Here is a 21,605-nt window from a genome sequence, read left to right on the forward strand (position 1 = left end):
TTTGCGCGTCGAACGTAGAGGCCTCCCGAGTAAGGAGGCCTTGGGCAGCGTCAGTACGCGGTCTTGGCGTGCAGCCGTTTGAACACCGTCGCGCCGCAATGCGGACAGCCGGCCGCTTTCAGCGCCTCGACGGTGGTGAAAATCTCCTTCGGGCCGACCGGCGTTATGGTGCTGCAGGCGCGGCACTGGTAGCGGCGGTCGCGCGGGCGGACCTCGGCCGTGTAGATCGGCGCGGTGAAGGAACCGTCAGCCGCTGTCAGCGGCCGAGTCCGGCTGGTGGTCCGCAGATCGATCAGCTGGCCGACGGAGCCGAGGATCGAGGCCCCCTGATAGGCGTTGAACGAGGGCCGGATGCGGGTGGCGACGAGACCCATCTCGGTCAGCCGCGCCTGCAGGTCCAGGAGATCGTCGGGCGCGAGGTCGCCATAGGATAGGAAGCCGGGCAGGCCGGGCTCCTCGCGCAGCCCCTCGAGCCCACGGGAGACGAACAGCGCCATGCCGTCGACGGTATAGGGCGGGTCGGTCTCGAACACGTCGAACTGGCGGCGCAGCACCTCGGGCAGCGGCTCCCGCAGGTCCTGGGCGACGATCTCGATGGCGAGGCCGTGCTGTTCGGAGGCCTCTGTGATGTGGGCGATGCGGGCGGCATCGAGTTCCAGCACGGTCAGGCGGCGCGGCCGGGCGCCGATTGCGCGGGCGAGCAGCAGCAAGGCGACCGACATCGAATCGTCGTCGCCGAGAATGAGGATCGAGCGCCCATCGAGCGCGCCGGCCTCGTGCATCGCGAGCGCCCGCCGCACCGCCGTCTCCGGAGTGCAAGGCGCCTGGTCGAGCGTCACGTCCACCGCCGGTCCCCGGGCGACGTGCTCTTCCATCAGCCGGACGAGATCGGCGAGATCGGGCGCCACCACGACGCCATGCCCATGGCAGCAGGAGCAGCGCGCATCGTGCCGCGTGGAGATGCCGAGGATCTCCGTGCAGAAGGCCTTGCCGGCTTCGCTGAGTTCGACGCCCTGGCCCCGGTCGAGCAGGCCGGCGAGTTCCAGTTCCCGCCGCACTGCGCCGACCACGGGCAAGGGCATCCGCACTTGCCGCGCCAGATCGCGCAGCAGCAGCGGACCGTCGCGAAAGGCGGTCCGCAGGATCAGCGCGACCCCCTCGGCGCCTTCGCGCAGGGAGGTCGACGCGGCGATGGTGGCGAGAAGCTGGGCGTCGGTCATCGCCGGATTAAGCGCGATGGCGGCCGGATGTCCACTCTGACGGGGCGCACAGGGTCAGTCGACGGTCGCCAGCGACCGGCGATCGGCGTGGCAAGGCGGCTGGATCAGGCGTTCGTATTCGGCTTCGGGGATCCCATAGCTGCCGGCGGTAATGGCGATCAGCCTGCTGCGGTCGAGGATGCGGACATTGCCGCGCATGGCCCGAACCGCGCCGAGGCCTTCGAGCATCTGGATCTCCTGCGTCACGCTGGCGCGCCGGACGCTCAGCATTCGTGCGAGGATGTCGTGCGTCAGCGGCAGGTCGTTGCTGTCGACGCGGTCGTGGCACATCAGCAACCAGCGCGCCAGGCGCTGGTGGACGTTGAAGCGCGTCACCGCGAGCATGGAGTGGGCCAGTTGGATGTCGACACTTTGGAGGTAGCGCAGCAGCAGTCCGCGCAGGCTGGCGCTCCGATCGAGGGCGCGGGTCAGCGGCGCGGCGTCGATCCGCAGCGCCGACCCGGGAACCTGGACCATCATCTGGCTCGAGGGCAGGGGTGCGCAATGGAGGATGTGGCGGCCGGACATGCCCTCCCGGCCAATATGGCCGACCTCCGACAGATCGCCTTCCTGACCGACGACGACCGACGAGCAGATGCCGCTTTCGAAGAACATCGCGCCGTCGTTCGGGCTGTCGGGGCCCTCGACGATGCTGCGAAGGGGCAAGGGACGGTATGTCAGATGCGGCGCCAGCAGCGAGAAATCCGCCGGTGCAAGCGCCTGCAGCAGGCGGTTGCGAACGTTGGACTGCAGGATTGGCACGGACATCTACGACCCTTACGCCCTCGCTCTCGGGCCAGTTGGACAGTATGCGGCATCAGCGAACTGCCGTCTAAGTGTTCATTGCATATTTAGTTCCTGAACGGCATCCGCTAGGCGCCTACTGTTTGTCAACAGCGTTAAGGTCGCTCGGTTGTCCTGCCGATCCGCCCCGAGAGTTCTGGCGGATGCCAGCCTCCCGCCGATAGATTTGCCAAGAGATAGGCGGTACGATCGCTGACGCTCGGGTGCTGTATTGCAGTGCAAGAAAAGCCACGCACAGCAACATCCGAGTTTAGGCATCCGCCTATCGCTGCGGGGCTATTGTATTCCGCTTCACTCACCATGCCTAAATGAATAGCGAGGTTACCCGCATGGACATCGTTCCTGAAAATTCCGAAGATACGGGCATGATGGAGCCAGGTGGATTGCATTCGACATAGGAAGTCGGGATATGCCGCACTACTATTTCCACCTGCGGGATGGAAACGACGTCATCGAGGATCCGGAGGGCAGCGCCTTTCTCAACCTTCAGGCGGCACGGCAAGAAGCGCTGGCCACCGCACGGGAGATCCTCGCCGAGCGGGTCCGGACCGGCCAGATGGTCGGCGGACAACAGATCGACATCTGCGATTCGCAAGGGCACAGGCTCTCGACCGTGCCATTTTGCGAGGCGTTTCGGCTCTGGACTCACTGATGTGGCCGCGGCCGGCGACAGAAGGTGGAGAGAAGCGTCTGCCGTAAAGGCCCCAGGCGTCGCCAGACGGGGTACCTCTTCCGCCGCGAGTGCGGTCATCTTTTCCACGCAGCAGCGCTAAAGCTCTGATGCAATGCCGCTGTGGCCCTCCGAGGCCCGAGAGATACTCCTACTCCTCGGACCAGGCCTTTCAGGCGCGACGCTTACGCCGGTGCGGTCAACTGGATGTCGTCGGCACGGAATTTCTCGAGGACGGAGAAGAGCAGCGCGCTGCGGGTGGAGTAGACCTGGCGAGGGCCGGCGACGAAGGCGAGCGCGTTGAAACTGATCTTGCCGTCGGAGATCGCGTCGATGAAGACGTTGGGCTTGGGGTCGTCGAGCACGGCGGGGTGCTTGTCAAAGATCTGCAGCAACGTCTCGCGCACCGCGATGGCGTCGATCGTGATCGGCGCGGTGAACATGATCTGGACGCGGCCGATGGGGTCGGCGAGGGTCATGTTGCGGATCGACTTGGTGATCAGCTCCGAGTTCGGCACGATCAGCGTCGAGCGGTCGGCGATCTGAATCTCGGTCGAGCGCACGTTGATGCGCCTGACGTCGCCCTCGTCGGTGCCGATGCGCACGATGTCGCCGATCTTGACCGGCCGCTCAGCCAGCAGGATCAGCCCTGAGATGAAGTTCTGGGTGATCGCCTGGAGGCCGAAACCGATGCCGACCGACAATGCGGAGACGACGAGGGCGATGCGCTCGACGCCTATGCCGAGCGAGGTCAGCGCCCAGAAGCTGGCGAAGATGATGCCGGCATAGCTGACGATCATGCTGGCGGAGTTGCGCGCGCCGGCGTCGAGCTCGGTCGTCGGCAGGTAGGTCTCGTCGAGCCAGCGCCGGACGAGGCGCATCGCGGAAAGGCCGAGGGCGAGTGCCAGGAGCGCCTTCAGGATGGCGCCCGGTGCCAGCGTGAAGCCGCCGAGATTGATCGAGGAGAGGTCGCCGAACTGCGAGAACAGCGCGCCGGTGCCCGGCCCGAAAGGCGCGAAGATCAGCGCGACGGCGAGGAGGACGATGGCGATCCGCAGGAAGGCGGAGACGACGACACCGGCCTGGCTGACCCGGCTCTTGCGGATGCCGAGGCCGGCATTGGCGGCGCGCCCGAGCCAGCCATCGCCGGACAGGAGCATGGTGGCGAAGTCGTCGGTGACAGTCAGGAGCAGGTAGGCGGCCGCCACGATAATCGCCACCCAGAAGGTCTGCCGGCCGATGAAGAGCGAGAAGTTGATGTAGCCTTGCAGCGCTGCGACGAGGCTGACGGCGAGCGCGACCCAGGCCAGCATCGAGGCAAGCGTCACCAGCGAGCGCGTCGCCGAGGGCTGCGCGGCTTCCTCCGCATCGGGATCCTGCCGGCGCAGCTTGCGGACGGTGAGGAGGGTGGCAAGGGTCAGGCCGGCATAGCCAAGCGCGATGACGAGATTGGCGACCGCGGTGGAAGGCGGGCTGGCGGCGATGGTGCTGTTCAGCTGGATCAGGCCGATGCCAAAGGCGCCGATTAAAGCGGTGACCAGCGGATAGGGTCGCAGCTTTTGCGCCGCCGCATCGCCGATCGGCAGCAGCCGCCACGACGCCTGGTCGACCAGCAGAAGGCCTGCGCCGAGCGAGACGATAAAGGCGCCGATCGAGCCGCTGAGCACCATGCTGGACAGCACCGCGTCGACGTCCGGCGTGAGTGCATTCGCCCAGCGCAGGCCCTGGATGATGATGAACAGGGCGATGATGGCACTGAGCGTGCCGACGAGAACGAACCAGAGGGCGAGACCCGAACGCCGGGCCCGCGAGCCAGGGGCATGGTCGATTGCGAACTGCCGGCCGATCCTGCGCAGGCGGCGGCGCACCGGCAGCCAGACCACGCTGGCCAGAAGGACGGACAGTCCGATGATGATCGGGTTGGAACCGCTGAGCCCCTCCCAGAACCCGTCGACGAGGTGGTAGCCGAAGGTTTTCAACCGGACGACGTCGGCCGGCCAGGCGACGAGGATAGGCTTCCAGAAGTTGGCGCTGAGCGGCGACGCCGTCTTCTCGAAAGTGTTGCGGTTGAACTCCTCGGCCAGCGACCGGTTGATCGTGTCGACCGCATCATTGGCGTCGGTGGAGAGGAGACGGCCGCGCTTGATGGCGGAATCGATGTCGCTGCGCTCCTGTCCGAGCTGCTCGCGCAAGGTCTTGATGTCCGCAGATTCCGCTTCGGCCGGTTCGCCGAGCTCCTTCAGGCGCGAGTCGAGGCTTTCGAGCTGCGGCACCAGCGCCGTGGCGGCGGCCGCGGCGCGCGACTGCACGGCACTTGCCCGGTCGCGCAGCGAGATGCGCTGCGCCGAGGCCATATCGTTGCCGAGCGCCTTGCTGATGTTGTCGAACTCGGCGCTCTGGGCGTCGATCACCTGCACCGGGTTCGGCTCGCCTTGCGCCGATGCCGTCGGGGCGAAGGCACCTGCGGCGGCGATGAAGAGGAGGGTCGCGATGGCGAGGAGACGAAGGAATTTGATCATTATGGTCGGGGCCGCGGCGGCCGCAGGTCCTTGCTGAAGGGGAGAAGGCGAGAGCCACCTGAGTTCTCGCATGCTTTGTCCCGCGGAGCATCCCGCAGGCGTGGCGCCGGTCGATGGGGCGGGCGGCTGCTTGCCGGTCCCGGTGGTGTGATGAATGGAGCGCGGTGCGAGCCTGCACGCGCCTAAAAGACGTCCTCACTGTGTGAATCGACGCGGTCGAACCACCGTCGACCAGTTCCGATTTCCGCGTCGATGTTGTAGGCCGGAATGCTGCCGGCGCGGTGGTGCCTAGAACCAGAATGGAGCAAGACTTGGACCGCTTCCAGCCGATCAATGCCGCCCTCGTTCCGCGATTCGCCGGGATCGCGAGTTTCATGCGCCTGCCGGTCGTTGCGAGCGCCGAAGGTCTCGACATCGCCCTTTACGGCATTCCTTGGGACGGCGGCACCACCAACCGTACCGGTGCCCGGCACGGCCCGCGCGAAATCCGCAACCAGTCGAGCCTGATGCGGCGAGTGCACCATGTTTCGGGTATCGAGCCATTCAGCCTCGCCAATGTCGCCGATATAGGGGACTTAGCGGTCAATCCTGTCGACCTGCAGACCAATCTCGAGATCATTCGGGCCGGCGTCGCGGCGATCGTCGCCGCCGGCGCCCGGCCGCTTGGCGCCGGGGGGGACCACCTGACCACGCTGCCGGTGTTGCGCGCGGTCGCGGCCGATCGTCCGGTCGGGATGATCCAGTTTGATGCCCATTCCGACACCAACGACCGCTATTTCGGTGACAACCTCTACACCCACGGTACGCCCTTCCGGCGCGCGGTCGAGGAGGGGCTGCTCGACCCGCGACGGGTAGTGCAGATCGGCATTCGCGGCTCCGTCTACGAGGTCGGCGAGCACGACTGGGCTCGGGCGGAGGGCATGCGGGTGATCTATATGGAGGAAGTCGTGCGGCGCGGCGTCGTGGACGTGATGGCCGAGGCGCAGGCGATCGTCGGCACGGGCCCGACCTACGTCACCTTCGACATCGACTGCATCGACCCGTCGATGGCGCCCGGCACGGGGACGCCGGAGGTCGGCGGCTTCACGACGCGCGAGGCGCAGCAGATGCTGCGTCTGCTCGAAGGGGTCGACATCGTCGGCGCTGATGTGGTGGAGGTTTCGCCCCCCTTCGATCTCGGCGGGATGACGGCGCTGGCCGGCGCGACCATGCTGTTCGAGCTGCTCTGCGTCATGGCGCGGGCGAAGCAGCAGAGCCGCGGCTGAAAGGATCTGCCCGGTAGCGACGCTAGCGAATGGAATAAGAGTTCGTAACCTCGAATTCGGGCGAGAGTTGATTTCGGACCCTTGCATCGTATAGCTGGCTTCAGTGGCGATTAATGCCGCTCGGATTTTTTGCGTGATCACCTCTCCCATCCTGACCCCCGCAGAGCTTGCCGATCCTGCCTTCCTCGCCCGGATTCTCGCTTCTTCGAATGATTGCATCAAGGTGATGGATCTCGACGCGCGGCTGGTCTTCATGAGCGTCGGCGGGCAGCGGGTGATGGAGGTCGACGACTTCGAGGCGATCCGCGGCTGTTTCTGGCCAGATTTCTGGATCGAGCAAGGCAACATCGAAGCGCTGGCCGCCGTGGAGGCGGCGCGGGCCGGACGTGTGGGTCATTTCCAGGGGATGGCGGACACGCTGAAGGGGCGCGCCCGGTACTGGGACGTCAAGGTGACGCCGATCCTCGGGGACGACGGCAAGCCAGAGGCCTTGCTGTCGGTCTCGCGCGACATCACCAACACGCGGATCGCGCGCAGCGAGGAGCGGCTGAACCTTGCCCTCGGGGCGTCCGGGATGGTCGGCGTCTGGGACTGGGACCTGCAGACCGACCTGATCTATTCAGACCCGAACTTCGCCCGCATCTACACCGTCGATCCCGCTTGGGCGAATGCCGGGGCGCCGCTCAGCGAGTACATCAAGAACTTCCACCCCGACGACATGCCCGAATTCCAAGCCGAGCTCGGACGGCTGTTCGACGGTGCTCCCGAGTTTTCGTGCGAGTACCGGGTGGTCCAGCCGGATGGTTCGGTGCGCTGGGTGCTGGCGCGCGGCAAGCTGGTGCGCGATGGCGACGGCGTGCCGCTGCGGTTCCCTGGCGCGTCCGTGGATATCACCGAGCGCAAGCTTGCCGAGGAGCGCCGCAACGACCTTGCGCACGAGATGGCGCACCGGGTGAAGAACATTCTCGCCATGGTGCAGGCGATTGCGTCGCAAACCTTCCAGCAGGTGAAGACGGTCGAGGAGGGACGCACGGCGATCAATGCGCGACTGAACGCGCTTGCCCGCGCGCAGGACATCCTGATCCAGCCCGACCGGCCGGATGCAGGCATTCTCAGCATCGTCGAGGGGGCGCTGGAGGCGCACCGGACCGGCCAGCGCATCAGCATTGCCGGGCCGGACCTGCCGCTGCGATCGCAGCAGGGCCTCGGCCTGTCGCTCGCCTTGCACGAACTGGCGACGAATGCGGCCAAGTATGGCGCTCTCTCGACCGAGCACGGGCGTGTTGACGTGTCCTGGAGGGTGACGCCGGAAGATGAGTTCGTCTTCGACTGGGTGGAAAGCGAAGGGCCGCGCGTGGTGTTGCCGGAGCGGACAGGGTTCGGAACCAAGCTCGTGGAACGAGTCGTTGCGCCGTACTTCAACGGTAAGGCGGCACTCGATTTCGACCCATCCGGAGTGCGTTTTCGGCTCGTCAGCGGCATCAGCGAACTCGCTGGCAAAACAAAATCATGATTTTGTTTCAACGTATTGCAGGAACTCTTTCGTCCGGGATGAAGTTCTGGCTGCATGGGTGAATCGCTAAACTACCGGCAGTATGCCGTTCTCGTGGTCGAAGATGACCCCATTCTTCTGATGGATGCGATGGAGCTGGTCGAGGATGCCGGCCTCACGGCCTACGGCGCCCGCGACGCCGATGCGGCGATCGGTCTTCTGGAGCGCCACCCCGATATCCGCATCCTGTTCAGCGACGTCGAGATGCCGGGCTCGATGGACGGGTTGAAGCTCGCCCGCGCTGTCCGCGATCGCTGGCCACCGGTGACGATCATCATGACCTCCGGGCGGGTCAAGGTCGGCGCCGAGGACATGCCGGAGAACGGAATGTTCTTCGCCAAGCCCTATCCGCCAGCCGAGATCGTCAGCACGCTTAACCGCATCGCCGGCGAAATCCTCAATTAACGATTACGCTGCATTCCGGTTATGGCGCTGTTGGGCGGGGCGGCTCGCAGATTCATGTCCGAGTCCAGCGTTTGCTGGCGATTGCCGCAGAGCCGACCTGTAGGCGATACCATGCGCCGCTGGGTCGTACGACGCCCCTTCAGCGCCGCGCGACCGCGGCTTGCTGCTCCAGCGCTTTGGCGTAGCGGGTGAGCGGAAAGCACATCGCGAAGTAGATCAGCGCGACGAGCCCGTAGACGGTGAACGGGGCGAAGGTCGCGTTGTTGATGGCGTTGGAGGTCTTGACCAGCTCGTCGAAGCCAATGATCGAGGTCAGCGCCGTGCTCTTCACCAGCTGAACCAGGAAGCCCACCGTGGGCGCACGGGTGATGGCGAAGGCCTGCGGCAGGATAATCAGCCGGAGCTGGGTCACCGTGTGCAAGCCGAGGCTCCGCGCGGCATCCCACTGCCCCTCCGGGATCGCCTCGACGCCGCTGCGCCAGATCTCTGCGAGATAGGCGCTGGCAAACAGCGTCAGCGCGAGTACGGCGGCTGTCCACGCCTCGATCCGAAGTCCGAGCAGCGGCAGTCCAAAGAACACCAGGAACAGCTGCATCAGCAAGGGCGTGCCCTGGAACAGCGCGATGTAGCCTTGCGCGGTACGGCGCAGGAGTTTCCCTCGGCTGGTCCGCGCGAGCAGCACGAGAAGGCCGACGGTGCCGCCGCAGACGAAGGCGGCGACCGAGAGGAGAACGGTCCAGCGCGCCGCCAGGAGCAGGTTTCGCAGGATGTCCCAGAGGGTGAACTCGATCATGCGCCGCCCCTCGGCGTCGGCGCCAGCGCGGTCGCGGCCTGGGCGGCACGGGAGGTCTTCCCTTCGGGCGCGGGGCCGCGGGCGATGAAGCGGGTGCCGATCAGGTTCATCAACCGCCGCAAGGCCATCGACAGGCCGAGATAGACGGCGGTGACGACGAGATAGGTCTCGAAGGCGCGGAAGGTGCGGGCCTGCAGGAGGTCAGCCTCGTAGGTGAGGTCGCGAACCGCGATCTGCGAGACGACGGCCGATTCCAACATCATGATGACGAGCTGGCTGGTGAGGGCAGGGAATATCACCTTCAGCGCCTGCGGCAGCACGATGGTGACGAAGACGCGGTAGCGCTTGAGGCCGAGCGCCATTGCCGCCTCGCTTTGCCCCTCCGGAACGGCATCTAGCCCGGCGCCAACGATTTCCGTGCCGTAGGCGCCGAGATTGATGGTCATGGCGAGGATCGCCGCGGTCATGCCGTCGAGCCGGAGGCCGATCGCGGGGAGGCCGAAGAAGATGAAGAACAGCTGCACCAGGAACGGCGTGTTGCGGATCAGCTCGACATAGAAGCTGACCAGCCAGCGCACCGGCTTCAGCCGGCTGCGGCGGCCGCTGGCGCCGAGGATGCTGATGAGGATGCCGAGCGGCGCGGCCACGGCGATCAGGAGGATCGTCGTGACGGCGCCGTTCGCCAGAATCGTGGCAGCCTCGGCCAGCCAGCTGAAGTCGAGGCTGTAATGCATGCGATTCAGAGGTCCTTGGGATCCAGCGGCTTGCCCAGCCACTTCACCGAGATCTCGTTCAGCGTGCCGTCGGCCAGAAGCTTGTCGATCGTCTCCTCGAGCATCGCCTTCAGCTTCGGCTCACCCTTGGCCAGCGCGATGTGATCGGGAGAGCTCATTAGCTGGAACTTCTGCTCCGGTGCGAGGTCGGTCTGCTTGGCCAGCACCTGCGCGCCGACGTCGTTGCCGACTGCCATCATGTCGGCCTGGCCGGACAGGAAGGCCTGGATCACCGAGTTGTAGTTGTCGAAACGCTTGATCTCGGCATCCTTCGGCGCCGCCTCGGTCAGCGAGGTGTCTTCCAGCGTGCCGCGGTTGACCGCGATGGAGTGGCCGGAAAGGCCGGCCTTGTCGGTCACGGCAAGCGCCTTCGGGCCGATGACGCCGATGTAGTAGGGCGCATAGGCCTTGGTGAAGTCGATAACCTTCTCGCGCTCGGCGCTGTGGCCGACGCTGAGGAGGATGTCGACGCGCTTCTCGGTGAGGAACGGGATGCGGTTCTGGCCGGTGACGCTGACGAGGTTCAGCTTGACGCCCATGGTCTTGGCGAGGATCTCGGCGACGTCGATGTCGTAGCCCTTGAGGCTCATGTCGGAGGACACCGAGGAAAAGGGCGGGAAGTCGGAGAAGACACCGACATTAAGGACACCGGCCGACTTGATGGTGTCGACGCCATCCGCACGGGCGGCCGTTGCCCCGAGGCTGAAGCCAAGGACGACCGCGGCACAGGCGGCACGGAGCGCCAGGGCGCGGCGGGTGAGGTTCGGCATGGGCGTGTCCTTATCGAGGGGCAGGAACTGGATCGAGGGAACAGAACCGACGCGGATGCGGCGGATTCGCGAAGGCCGGGCGTCGCGCCCGGTGAGAGGGGGGCCCGAACCGTTTGGGCTCGCAGGCGCGTCACCTTGCCGCAGCGTCGGGGTGAGCCAGCGTTGCTTTGATTGCGCCGGGCTATACTTCAGGTTTCAGCCCGGCTGCCGTTCGTCCGAGGGCGGCATGGTTATGATTTGTCGAATATGACGATATCGGGAAGCCTCACGTGAATCCACGCTGAAACGGCGGCACGAGCGGATTTCCAAGACGAAGTTTTGAGCAGTGCGCCTCATAAGGCGGCAACCTTTGAAAGGGCTTCTGCAAAGGCTCTGCGGCGCGGCACTCCCGCCGGGCGCGGCCTGTCACCACGCTCCCGTCCCGGTGCATTACCGGCCATCTGTCCGGGCAGGCAGTTTGTCCCGCGATTCATTCTTGCAGAAGCACCGCTCAATGTTTCCCGTCTAAGGTGCAGCTTGTCGACTTTGCCAAGGCGGTATAAGCGACAGTTTTCTTAGCCCCGACTGAGAAAGACAAGCTTACGTGAATATGAGCTGGCTATCCCACTGCCGGCTAGCAACTATCCGCAGTAAATTAATAATCGTGTGCTAGCTTTCAGGCAGTGTTCGAGTGGGGCAAGCATGATCGGCAGTATTATCCGTCGGGTCCGGGGCGACGACGTAGACGGCCGGGTCTTCGGCGAGATGCTGGACCAGATGTATGCCTCCGCCAAGGCGATCTGCTTCAGTACGGCCATGCTGATGGTCGCGGCGGTTTACTGTTCGCTGCGGACCGGAGATGGCGTCTTCATCGCCCTCAGCGTGGCGGCGGCCATAGCGGGCACGCTGCGGATCGCCAACAGCGTGGCCTATCTGTCGCGTCGGCGCCGTGGCGAGACTCGCGCCGAGCTGCAGGCCTGGCAGTTGCGGTATGCGCTCGCCGCCTTTCTCTACTCCGCCGCCTTCGGCGGGATGATGTTCCGCTCCGCTGTCCTCGGCGACGTACCGACCTTTGCCTGGTGCTACGGTCTCGGCTGCGGCTATGCGGCCGGGCTGGTCGGGTATGTCGCGATGCGCCCGGCGATCGCCAGCGTGCAGAGCTTCATCGTCATGGCGCTCGGCATCCTCGGCTGCCTGACGACGGGCGACCCCATGTACCAGATGATGGCCCTGACGCTGCTGCTCGGCTGGGTGGCGATCCTCAGCAACATCCAGGTCCAGTACGACAGCGTGCGCGAGATGCTGGAGAGCCGCCGGGAGCTCGACCGGATCGCCCGGACCGATCTCCTGACAGGTCTCTGGAACCGCCGGCACTTCGAAGAGAAGTTCATGCCGCTCGTTGCCGAGGCTGAGGGGCATGCGACGCTGCTGGCCATCGACCTCGACCATTTCAAGCCGATCAACGACACGCATGGGCACGAGACCGGCGACGAGGTGCTGCGTGAGGTAAGCCGGCGGCTGGTGGACGGCGCGCCGGCGGGGCAGCTGATGGCGCGGACAGGCGGCGATGAGTTCTCGATGCTCTTGACCGGCACCGCCGCGGGCTGCGCCGCTGCCGTGGCAGACGCGCTGGTCGCCGCGCTCGCCCAGCCGATCGTGATCTCCCGCGGCAGCGTCAGTCTCGGCGGCAGCGTCGGTCTGGCGCGGGTGCAGGACGGCGACAGCTACGAGGCGGTGGCGCGGCGCGCGGACATCGCGCTTTATGCGGCGAAGATCGCCGGGCGCAACGCGGTGCGCATCTTCGACCAGCCGACGTCAGCCACTTTGGTCGCTTGAAACCGGCCCGTGCCGGCGGTCTGTTGTCCCTGACGACAAATGCTCGCGCTATCGGCGCGATGCATGCCTCCCAAACAAAGATGGCCCCGGCAAACGCCGGGGCCATCTTTGTCGGTTGATGAAGGCTGAAGGGCTATTCGCGCTCGCCCGTGAAGTTCAGCAAGAGCTGGAAGATGTTGACGAAGTTGAGGAACAGCGAGAAGGCGCCGAACACCGCCATCTTCTGCCGGGACTCCTCGGAGAAGTTCTCGGCATACTGCTCCTTGATGTTCTGGGTGTCCCAGGCGGTCAGGCCGGTGAAGACGATGATGCCGATCACCGAAACGGCGAACTGCAGCGCCGACGAGCCGATGAAGATGTTGACGACGCTGGCGATGACGACGCCGATGAGGCCCATCATCAGGAGCGAGCCCATCTTCGTCAGGTCGCGCTTGGTGGTGTAGCCGTAGAGGCTGGTCGCGCCGAACATCGCCGCGGCGATGAAGAAGGTGTTGGCGATGCTGGCGCCGGTAAAGACCAGGAACACCGAGGCGAGCGACAGGCCCATGACGGCACAGAAGGCCCAGAAGGCGAACTGGGCGGTAGCGGCCGACATGGTCTGGATCTTGAACGAGAAGACCAGGACGAAGGCGAGCGGCGCCAGCATCACTACCCACTTCAGCGGCGAGGAGAAGATCGGCACGTAAAGCGCCGGGGTCGTGCCGACGACGTAGGCCACCAAGCCGGTGACCACGAGGCCGAGGCCCATATAGTTGAAGACGCGCAGCATATGCTGCCGCAGGCCCTCGTCGAAGATGACGCCGGACTGCTGGGCGGTTTGTGCGCCCCAGCCGGATTGAGTGGGTGTGTTCATCAGGAAGCTCCTTGGTGGGTGGGGGAGATCGACCGAAAGCTTGGCCCGAGGGCCGCGGCCTTCAGTAGAGGGTACGGGCGAGCGCTACGGCGGCGCGGCCGAGGGCTTCGCGCGGGGCGGCGTCGGCGACCAGCGCGTAGCCGACCTCGCCGACTTGCCAGTAGGCCGCCGTGACGCCGTCATCGGTGGTGGTGCGGGGTTCCACAACGTCGAACCGTCCGGGCCGCACGGCGAAGACCGATAGCGATCCGAGCTCGGTCTCGACCGCCATCTCGACGCTCGGGCCGAAAGGCGAGGGGAAGAGCTGCACGTCCGTCACGGTCCAGTCGGCCGGCAGCTTCGGCATGGCGATGGCGGTGGCGGCGAGGATTTCGGCCGGCGCGTAGCGGCTGGTGCCGCCGTGCGACGGCATTTTCGCGCTGACGGCGGCGGTGCGGTGGGCGAGAACGGCGTCACCGACGAAGCCCGGCGGCTGCGCCGACGCGGAAACCTCGCGCACGCCGAGCGGGCCCATCTCGGCGTGCGCCAGCCAGCCGACGGCGATGAAGAGGCCGACGGCCGCAACGCGGCGCAGGCTGGCGCCGACCCGGCGGCGGCCGAGCGTGCGCTCCAGCCGGCGGGCGGCCTCGACAGTGGCAAGACTTCCCGGCAGCGGCGGCTCGGCCAGCGCCAGCTTCAGTTCGTGCCGGCCACGCAGGTCCGCCATGATCCGGGCGGCAAGCGCGGGTTGGCTCGCCAGATGCGCCTCGACCGCGATCTGCCGTTCTGGCGACAGCTGGCCGTCGACATAGGAAACGAGGTCGGTCTCGATAATCGGGTCAGGCGTTGTCATCGACACCTCCAAGGGCAAGCGGGGTTTGCCGCGGCGACACTCGCGCGGACGATTCTCGCGGGGACTCGGGGGCACGCAGCGGAATGACGTTGGCTCCCGCGGCGGTGCCGTCTTCGATCGCCCGCAGCCGGGCGCGGGCGCGCGAGATGCGCGAAACGACGGTGCCGACGGGCACGCCGAGCGCTGCTGCAGCGTCCTCGTAGGATAGCCCGTCGATCGAAACGAGGTGCAACGCGGCGCGCTGGTCGTCCGGCAGCGACAGGAAGGCGTCGCGCACGTCGGCAAGGCGGGCCGAATGCTCCTGGCCTGCGGGAGCGGCCGTCTCGGTGCTGCGACCGAACTCGGCACTGCGCAGCGTTTCCGCGCGGCGCGCCCGCTTCTGGTCGACGAAGGCGTTGTGCAAAATGGACAGGAGCCAGGTCCGGAGGTTGTGGCCCCGCCGGAACTGCGCCTGCCGCTCGATCGCCTTGACCAGCGTGTCGTGCACCAGATCCTCGGCATCGGCGGAATGCCGCGTCAGCGACAGCGCATAGCGCCGCAGCGGTCCGAGCTGTCCTGTGACGTCGAGGTTTTCGTCCTTCATGACCGGGTATACGGCGCCCGCCGGATTCCCATCCACCGGCGGCCAGATTTTTTTACCGTGTCGTCGAGGAGGGCTGCATTCACCCCGTGGCGGGTCTCTCGGGCATGGGTCTGGATTCTGCGGAGATGAACAGTTTCGGCCTTTCCTTCAAATGCAGCGAGGAGTATTTCGCTAGACGAAACGACGTTCTATTTCTGGCGCGTTCGGCAACGGGTGATGGCATGCACACGGACGGACTGGAATCGCCACGGCGGCAATGGGCGCTGGCGACGGTGATCATCGGCATCAGCCTGGCCGTCATCGACAGCTCGGTGGCGAACGTCGCGCTGCCGGCGATCGCGGCGGACTTCGGCGTCACGCCGGCGAGCTCGATCTGGATCGTCAACGGCTACCAGATGGCGCTGGTGATCTCGCTGCTGCCCTTCGCCGCCCTCGGCGAGATCTACGGCTATCGCCGGGTCTACAGCGCCGGGCTCGCCGTGTTCACTCTGGCCTCGCTCGCCTGCGCGCTGTCGCCGTCGCTGCCGGTGCTGACGCTCTCGCGGATCGCGCAAGGGTTCGGCGCGGCCGGTCTGATGAGCATCAACACTGCGGTGATCCGCTACATCGTCCCCAAGGCGCGGCTCGGCACGGCGATCGGCATGAACGCGATGGTGGTGGCCGTCGCCTCGACGATCGGGCCAACCCTGGCCGGCTTCGTGCTGCACTGGGCGTCCTGGCCCTGGCTGTTCGCCATCAACGTGCCTTTCGGCGCGCTGGCCGCCGTGCTGGCAGTGCGGGCGCTGCCGGACAGCGACCTGTCGCCACGCCGCTTCGACGTCACGGCGGCGCTCCTCAGCGCGGCGATGTTCGGCCTCTTGATCACCAGCGTCGACAGCATCGGTCATGGCGTCGACCTCACGCTCGTCGCCTTGCAGATCGGCGTCGGCCTCGTGGCCGCGGTCCTCCTGGTGCGGCGCGAACTGCCGAACCCGCTGCCGCTGCTCCCGCTGGATCTCCTGGCCAAGCCGATCTTCGCCCTCTCAATCGGCACCTCGATCGCTTCCTTTGCCGCGCATATGATGGCGCAGGTAGCGCTGCCTTTCCTCCTGTTCAGCCGCTATGGCTTCCCGCCGGTGACCGTCGGGCTGCTGATGGCGCCTTGGCCAATCGCGGTGGCAATCGCGGCGCCGATCGCCGGACGGCTGTCCGACCGACACGCCCCCGGCCTTCTCGGCGGCATTGGGCTTGTCCTCCTGGCGGGGGGCCTTGTTGCGCTCGGCCTGTTGCCGGCACAGCCGGGGATCGCCGACATCGTCTGGCGGATGGCGCTCTGCGGCGTGGGTTTCGGCCTGTTCCAGTCGCCCAACAACCGCACGATGATCGGCGCCGCGCCGAAATCGCGCAGCGGCGCGGCCAGCGGCATGCTCAGCACCGCCCGGCTGTCCGGCCAGGCGACCGGGACGGCGATCGTCGGCCTTCTCCTCGCGCGCTACGGCATGGACGGGGCTGAGATCTCGCTTTTCGTCGCCGCCGGGACGGCGATGCTGGGGGCATGTGTCAGCCTCTTGCGGCTCGGCCATGTCGGCCCCAATCTCTCGCGCAATGCCGCGTCGGACGAGGATCTGGCTGCCGTTCCGGCGCCGGGAGGGGGGCTTTCACGGTGAGCGACACGGGCAAGCCCGAGAGCCCCGAGGGCGGCGTCCAGGCGGTGGAGCGGGCGCTCGGCCTGCTCGAAGCCTTCTCTATGGATGACGGCCCGCTGACGCTGGCGACGCTCGCCGACCGAACCGGCCTGCACAAGAGCACCCTGCTGCGGCTGGCGGAGACGCTGCTGCGGCGGCGCTACCTCGAGCGACTGCCGGATGGCCGCTACCGCATGGGCGCTTCGGCCTTCCGGCTGGGCGCCGTCTACCGCAACACCCAGGTGCCCGGCGACGTGCTGCTTCCGGAGATGCGGGCGCTGACGGCGATCGTCAACGAGAGCGCCGGGTTCTACGTCGCCGACGGCGACCAGCGGGTCTGCCTCTACCGGGTCAATGTCGACCGCTCGCTCGGCTACCGCGTGCGGGTGGGCGATACGCATCCCTTGCCGGGCGGCGCCACGGGGCGGGTGCTCGCCGCCTTCCTCGGCACTGAGGGCGAAGACTATCCGGCTATCCGCGCCCGCGGCAGCTGGTCGACGGCGGGCGAGCGCGATCCCGACCTCGCCAGCGTTTCGGCGCCGGTATTCGGCGTCGGCCAGGTGCTGATCGGCGCGCTCACCGTCGGCGGGCCACGCCGCCGGATCGAGGAAGCACGGGCATCGATCGAGGAAGCGCTGCGCGCGGCGGCGGCGCGCTGCAGCGTGCTGCTCGGCGGCGACGCGGCGCTGCTGATCGCAACGGTCGCGCCACTCAGCGGCTTGCCCGAGGCCTGAAGCCTCAGGCGCCGGCCTCGCGCACCAGAACACGCAGGATCTGTTGGACGGCACGGCTCGCCATGCTCTGCGGAGCGGCGTCGAGAATTAGGATGCCGCTGACCGTCTGGGTTTCCGGCAGGATCGGGCCGCGAACGCGGGCGGCGACGTCGTAGGCGGGATCGACGGGGGTCAGGCGGCCGCCGGCGAGTTCGTGCACGGCGAACTTGCCGCCATGCTTCGAGGCGAGCTGGGCGATGCCGACGTCCGCGAGGCCCGCAATGCCGAGGTTCTCGACCGCGACGTCGACAGCCGGCCGGCTGACGTCGTCCGGGACGAAGCGTCCGGCCCCCCCGATGTCGAGGCGCGCCCGCGCACCCGCCGCCACGTAGCCGCGGACCATGAAGCCGTCCTGATCGGCCGAGAGATAGCCGAGCTGTTCCTTGCGCGAGACCCAGCGGCCGGGAGCGATGTCCGGGTTGATCTCCCTGACGACGCCGTCGAACGGCGCGCGCACCGTCAGATCCGCGGTCCGCTCGGCGATGCCGACGGCCTTCGCCGAAAGGCTGGCAAGGCGACTGTCGTTCAGCGCCTTCTCCGACAGGTCCTCGGCGCTCGCCCCAATGCGCGCCAGCCGCCGCTCGGCGAGCGCTGTGCCGATCTCGGTCAGCCAGCGCTCCTGGTCGAGGGCGGGCGCGGCGAGCGTGAACAGGACGTCGCCCTGGCGGACCGCCTGACCCTCGCGCACCGCGACACGCTCGACCCGGCCGGGCTCGGCGGGATAGAGCCGGACGAAGCGGGCGGGTTCCAGGAGGGCGGGGGCGGTGACGCTTGCCGACAGCGGCAGCATGAACAGGAGCAGCGCGGCGGCGGCAAGGCCTGCGGAAAGGCGGGCCCGTGGGCTCGTCACGATATCGGCGCGCATCGCCCACCACTCCTTCAGTTCGGCATAGACGGGACGGGCGAGGAAAAACCAGACCTCGACCGCGAACATCGCGACGCCGAGGAGCTTGATGGTGAAGTGATAGACCAGCAGCGCGATGCCGACATAGAGGATCACGCGGTAGACGGTCGTCGCCACGGCATAGGCGAGGAGGATGGCGTCGAGCCGCGGCGGGAAGCTTTCGGCAGCCCCGCGATCGACGCCGAGCACGAACTTCCGCAGCCGCCAGCGCATGTGCTGGAAGGCCCGCGGCTGCAGGTTCTCGACACCGAGGAGGTCGGCGAACATGTAGTAGCCGTCGAAGCGCATGAACGGATTGACGTTGACGAGAAGGCTGAGGATCCAGCCCGTCGCCGCCAGCACGAACAGGGCGCTGCGCACCGCGCCGTCCGGCACGAACACCCAGAGGAAGAGCGCGATCGCCGCGACCGCCATCTCGACGGCGACGCCCGCGGCATCGATGCAGAAGCGCTGGGCCCGCGAGCGCAGCCGCCATGCCTCGGTGACGTCGGTATAGAGAAGCGGCATCATCAGCATCATCGCGACGCCGATGGTCGGAACGCGGCAGCCGAAACGATGCGCGGAATAGGCATGTCCGAGCTCGTGCAGGGCCTTGATCAGCACCACGGCGAGGAGCGAGGTGGCTGCGCCCTCGAGCGTGAAGACGTGCGGAATGGAGCCGACGAAGGCATCCCATTGGCGCGAGACGAGGTAGAGGCCGGCGAGACCGATGAGGGCGACGGCGGTAAGGAACCAGCGCGTGCAGAACACCGCGACAGAGGGCCAGGTCGCCCGCAGGAAGCGCTCCGGCCGGACCAGCGGGATCTTGAAGAAGAGGTAGTTGTGGACGACGCTCATCGTCAGCGAATGGCGCTGGGTGGCGGCGGCATGCAGCGTCTTCCAGCCGGAGACCGGCTGCGCCAGGAGGTGCCGCGCATCAAGCAGTCGCAGGACGGCCGCGACCTCGTCGGCCTCGATGCTGCGCCCGAAGCGTGTCTCGACCGCGGCGCGGAGTCCTTGCAGCGTGCGGCTGGCGTTCCACAGCGACAAGAGCTGGAAGATCTCGAAGGTGACGCGGAAGAACTTGCCGCGCAGCGGATCCTGGACGATCCAGACCGGCGCGCCGGAATAGCCGACGCCGCCCCGCTGGATCGAGAGGTCCTCGCGCAGCGCCGGCAGCGGCACGTCCGCCGGGGCATTTGGCGTCGCATATGGCGGCGCATTCGGCGCCGCGAGGGCTGCCGTTGTCACAGCCCGATCCACTGCCGGATCGCGGCGATCGGCCGGCGGAACAGATAATAGGCGAGCGGCACCGTCTGGCCGGCGACCTGGGCGGTCCCGTGCACGCCGAGGCGCATCGCGGGGCTGTCGCCCTCGACCGCGGCATAGCTGCGGTAGGCCAGCGTATTGTCCTCGATCCGACGGGCCTCGAACGAGACCGAGCGCAGCTGGGCCGCGACCGGGCGGAGGGGATCGGAATCGAGGAAGGCGCGCACCCTGGCGCCGACGCCGAGCGCGATGGCATCGGCGACCGGCACGTCGATCCTCAGCTCCAGCCGGTTCGGGTCGGCGATTTCCATGATGCGCTCGCCGGTCGAGACCGGCCGCCCGATCCAGTCGCGCTTTTCGGTGTAGACGGCGATCCCTGCGGCGGGCGCGCGCACGGTGCTGCGCTCGAAGAGGTCGCGGGCGTAGTCGCGCTTGGCGGTGGCGAGCTCCAGCTCGGTGCGGGCGACGGCAAGGTCGGCCCGCATCTTGGCGTCGCCGATCGCGGCCTGACTGATCCGCTTGAAGCCGGCCAGCGCCACGCCGACGTCGCGCTCGGCCACCGCCAGCTCGTTGCGCAGCACCGTGTCGGCCATGGTGAGGAGGATGTCGCCTTCCGCGACCGCCTGGTTCGGCTCGACGCGGATCTCGCGGATCACGCCGTCGAGCGGGGCAGCGACGATGCGCGGCCCGATCGCGGCGACTTCGGCGGGCGCAAGCACTGTCAGCGAGACCGGGAAAATCGCGAGGATCGCAAGGCCGAAAGCGGCGGCGGCGAGCGTTGGCCGCATGGCGATGCGCTGCTTCAGGCGACGCGGCCCGGCGAGCGAGGACCAGGCATGCGCATAGGTCTCGGCGAGGCGCGCGGTTACCAGATCATCCGCCTCGTTCCAGGGGATCTCGCGGGCGAGCAGCATGCCGGCGAAGACGTGGCCGTCGCGCAAGCGGAACGGCAGCCAGCGCAGATAGCGGAAGGGATAGCTGCCGGCTTCAACTGGATCCGCGTCGCCATAGGCCGGCAAGGTGAACTCGCGCGGCTGGTCGAGCCCGACATCGGCGGCGAGCGCGTCGACGACGCTCTCGATCCAAAGGATGCGCAAGGCGTTGCGGTCGACCTGGCCGATCGAGGACACCGAGGCGATGCGAAAACCCGGACCCCTCGCGGCGAGAACGAAGATCTGACGCGCGCGGGAGAGGCGCAGCGTCTCGTTGGCTGCGAGGAAGGCGAGTTCGGCGACCGTCGGGGCGCGCCGCGCCTCCGCCTCGATCTGCAGCAGCATCTCCAGCGGCTGGCGTCTTTCCGGCGCCGGGACAGCAGTGGGCTGCCGCGCTGGAACGGCCGCGGTGATCCGGACCGGCTCAACCATGCGGCACGACGAAGCCCGCAGGGCCGCTCATGCCGGGCAGCACGCCCTCGGTGCCGCCGGTGAAGCGGCCGATGACCTTGACGGTCTGGCTGACGGGATCGACGACCGCGGCGATGCGCGCGACCTCTGCCTCGACCGGCGCCCCGGTCTCGTCGATCGCGAGCGTGAACCGCGTGCCTGGCGCCAGCCAGCGCAGCCAGGCCGCCGGCAGCAGCATGTCGATCTCGAGTTCCTCGACGCCGACGATCTGCATCATCGGCTCGGTGCGCACGGGAATCTCGTGCGCATGGGCGCGCAGCTGGCCGATGCGGCCGGCATAAGGCGCGCGGACCTCGCACTGTCCGTACTTGGCGCGGTAGGCCTCGACGTCGGCCGCGGCCTGGGCGGCCTTCACCTCGGACAGCTGCACCTCGACGCGGCCCGCCGCCCGCGACTTGGCGAGGCGGAGGTTGTTCTCGAAGGTGATCTGTTCGCCCCGAAGCTTCGCCTCGGCCGACTTCAGCTCGGCGGCAAGACCCGCGCAGTCGAACCCGGCAAGGAGATCGCCCTTAACGAAGGCCTCGCCCTCGCGCAGCGGCAGCACGGCGATCGGTGCGCCGAGATCGCTCGAGATCCACGCCTCGTTCACCGCCCGGACAATGCCGCGAAGGCTGGCATCATCGGCCCATGCGGGCGCGGCAGCGGACAGCGCGAGCGTCGCGGCTCCGGCAAGACAGATCAGCCGCTTCGGCAGGCGCATGGGAAATTCCAGTCTCGACA

Annotated in this window: 18 protein-coding genes and 1 pseudogene; 7 read left to right on the plus strand and 12 right to left on the minus strand. The window is 67.3% G+C overall.

Annotated elements, in window-relative coordinates; translation table 11 throughout:
- Positions 1–50 precede the first annotated feature (50 nt).
- Both ACZLZQ_RS13020 and ACZLZQ_RS13025 read right to left on the minus strand, forming a co-directional pair.
- Positions 51–1,220: a bis-aminopropyl spermidine synthase family protein gene (locus ACZLZQ_RS13020; protein ID WP_472949711.1), complete on the minus strand. Its 1,170-nt coding sequence runs from the start codon at positions 1,218–1,220 to the stop codon at positions 51–53.
- 54 nt (positions 1,221–1,274) lie between these two features.
- Positions 1,275–2,027: a Crp/Fnr family transcriptional regulator gene (locus tag ACZLZQ_RS13025; RefSeq protein ID WP_472934063.1), complete on the minus strand. Its 753-nt coding sequence runs from the start codon at positions 2,025–2,027 to the stop codon at positions 1,275–1,277.
- 445 nt (positions 2,028–2,472) lie between these two features.
- On the opposite strand from ACZLZQ_RS13025, the gene ACZLZQ_RS13030 reads away from it, so the two are divergent.
- On the plus strand, positions 2,473–2,715 hold the full coding sequence (locus ACZLZQ_RS13030) for a DUF6894 family protein (protein WP_472934062.1): 243 nt from the start codon (positions 2,473–2,475) through the stop codon (positions 2,713–2,715).
- 203 nt (positions 2,716–2,918) lie between these two features.
- Here ACZLZQ_RS13030 and ACZLZQ_RS13035 read toward each other — a convergent pair whose 3' ends face one another.
- Positions 2,919–5,252 (minus strand): DUF3772 domain-containing protein, encoded by a 2,334-nt coding sequence (locus ACZLZQ_RS13035; protein WP_472949712.1) that lies wholly within the window; start codon positions 5,250–5,252, stop codon positions 2,919–2,921.
- A 374-nt stretch (positions 5,253–5,626) separates the two neighbouring features.
- Between ACZLZQ_RS13035 and speB the strand changes: the two genes are divergently transcribed.
- From speB to ACZLZQ_RS13050, 3 genes are all read left to right on the plus strand, one after another.
- Positions 5,627–6,517 carry an agmatinase gene (gene speB / locus ACZLZQ_RS13040; RefSeq protein WP_472949926.1) on the plus strand — a complete coding sequence of 297 codons (891 nt, stop codon included), beginning with the start codon at positions 5,627–5,629 and terminating at the stop codon, positions 6,515–6,517.
- Positions 6,518–6,650: 133 nt separating this feature from the next.
- Positions 6,651–8,030, plus strand: coding sequence for a sensor histidine kinase (locus ACZLZQ_RS13045; RefSeq protein WP_472949713.1), 1,380 nt, complete (start codon positions 6,651–6,653; stop codon positions 8,028–8,030).
- 54 nt (positions 8,031–8,084) lie between these two features.
- Positions 8,085–8,474, plus strand: a complete 390-nt coding sequence (locus ACZLZQ_RS13050; protein ID WP_472949714.1) for a response regulator — start codon at positions 8,085–8,087, stop codon at positions 8,472–8,474.
- A 139-nt stretch (positions 8,475–8,613) separates the two neighbouring features.
- Here ACZLZQ_RS13050 and ACZLZQ_RS13055 read toward each other — a convergent pair whose 3' ends face one another.
- From ACZLZQ_RS13055 to ACZLZQ_RS13065, 3 genes and pseudogenes are all read right to left on the minus strand, one after another.
- Positions 8,614–9,267, minus strand: a complete 654-nt coding sequence (locus tag ACZLZQ_RS13055; protein ID WP_472949715.1) for an amino acid ABC transporter permease — start codon at positions 9,265–9,267, stop codon at positions 8,614–8,616.
- Between the two features lie 74 nt (positions 9,268–9,341).
- Positions 9,342–10,001, minus strand: a pseudogene (locus ACZLZQ_RS13060) (amino acid ABC transporter permease); the annotation flags it as partial.
- Positions 10,002–10,006: 5 nt separating this feature from the next.
- Complete coding sequence (locus tag ACZLZQ_RS13065; protein ID WP_472934057.1) at positions 10,007–10,810, minus strand: transporter substrate-binding domain-containing protein; 804 nt, start codon at positions 10,808–10,810, stop codon at positions 10,007–10,009.
- Between the two features lie 681 nt (positions 10,811–11,491).
- Here ACZLZQ_RS13065 and ACZLZQ_RS13070 point away from each other — a divergent pair.
- On the plus strand, positions 11,492–12,625 hold the full coding sequence (locus ACZLZQ_RS13070; RefSeq protein ID WP_472949716.1) for a GGDEF domain-containing protein: 1,134 nt from the start codon (positions 11,492–11,494) through the stop codon (positions 12,623–12,625).
- 133 nt (positions 12,626–12,758) lie between these two features.
- Here the strand turns inward: ACZLZQ_RS13070 and ACZLZQ_RS13075 are convergent, their stop codons facing one another.
- The 3 genes from ACZLZQ_RS13075 to ACZLZQ_RS13085 all read right to left on the minus strand — a co-directional run bounded on the left by ACZLZQ_RS13075 (position 12,759) and on the right by ACZLZQ_RS13085 (position 14,893).
- A complete protein-coding gene (locus ACZLZQ_RS13075) occupies positions 12,759–13,478 on the minus strand; it encodes a Bax inhibitor-1/YccA family protein (protein ID WP_472949717.1) in 720 nt (239 codons plus the stop codon).
- 61 nt (positions 13,479–13,539) lie between these two features.
- Complete coding sequence (locus ACZLZQ_RS13080; protein WP_472949718.1) at positions 13,540–14,310, minus strand: anti-sigma factor family protein; 771 nt, start codon at positions 14,308–14,310, stop codon at positions 13,540–13,542.
- A complete protein-coding gene (locus tag ACZLZQ_RS13085) occupies positions 14,297–14,893 on the minus strand; it encodes a sigma-70 family RNA polymerase sigma factor (RefSeq protein ID WP_472949720.1) in 597 nt (198 codons plus the stop codon). Before ACZLZQ_RS13085 ends, ACZLZQ_RS13080 begins: the two co-directional genes overlap by 14 nt.
- Positions 14,894–15,114: 221 nt before the next feature.
- Between ACZLZQ_RS13085 and ACZLZQ_RS13090 the strand changes: the two genes are divergently transcribed.
- Both ACZLZQ_RS13090 and ACZLZQ_RS13095 read left to right on the plus strand, forming a co-directional pair.
- Positions 15,115–16,539: an MFS transporter gene (locus ACZLZQ_RS13090; protein ID WP_472949927.1), complete on the plus strand. Its 1,425-nt coding sequence runs from the start codon at positions 15,115–15,117 to the stop codon at positions 16,537–16,539.
- Positions 16,536–17,291 carry an IclR family transcriptional regulator gene (locus tag ACZLZQ_RS13095; RefSeq protein WP_472949721.1) on the plus strand — a complete coding sequence of 252 codons (756 nt, stop codon included), beginning with the start codon at positions 16,536–16,538 and terminating at the stop codon, positions 17,289–17,291. The genes ACZLZQ_RS13090 and ACZLZQ_RS13095 overlap by 4 nt, the downstream gene beginning before the upstream one ends.
- A gap of 4 nt (positions 17,292–17,295) precedes the next feature.
- Here the strand turns inward: ACZLZQ_RS13095 and ACZLZQ_RS13100 are convergent, their stop codons facing one another.
- From ACZLZQ_RS13100 to ACZLZQ_RS13110, 3 genes are read right to left on the minus strand one after another with little or no spacing between them, the layout of a single operon-like run.
- Positions 17,296–19,464, minus strand: coding sequence for an HlyD family efflux transporter periplasmic adaptor subunit (locus tag ACZLZQ_RS13100; RefSeq protein WP_472949722.1), 2,169 nt, complete (start codon positions 19,462–19,464; stop codon positions 17,296–17,298).
- Positions 19,461–20,846 carry an efflux RND transporter periplasmic adaptor subunit gene (locus tag ACZLZQ_RS13105; protein WP_472949723.1) on the minus strand — a complete coding sequence of 462 codons (1,386 nt, stop codon included), beginning with the start codon at positions 20,844–20,846 and terminating at the stop codon, positions 19,461–19,463. The genes ACZLZQ_RS13100 and ACZLZQ_RS13105 overlap by 4 nt, the downstream gene beginning before the upstream one ends.
- The gene (locus ACZLZQ_RS13110) at positions 20,839–21,585 is read right to left on the minus strand and encodes an efflux RND transporter periplasmic adaptor subunit (RefSeq protein ID WP_472949724.1); all 747 of its coding nucleotides are present in this window, start codon (positions 21,583–21,585) and stop codon (positions 20,839–20,841) included. Before ACZLZQ_RS13110 ends, ACZLZQ_RS13105 begins: the two co-directional genes overlap by 8 nt.
- Positions 21,586–21,605: the final 20 nt, after the last annotated feature.

The organism is Mesocryomonas lacus (assembly GCF_055730105.2).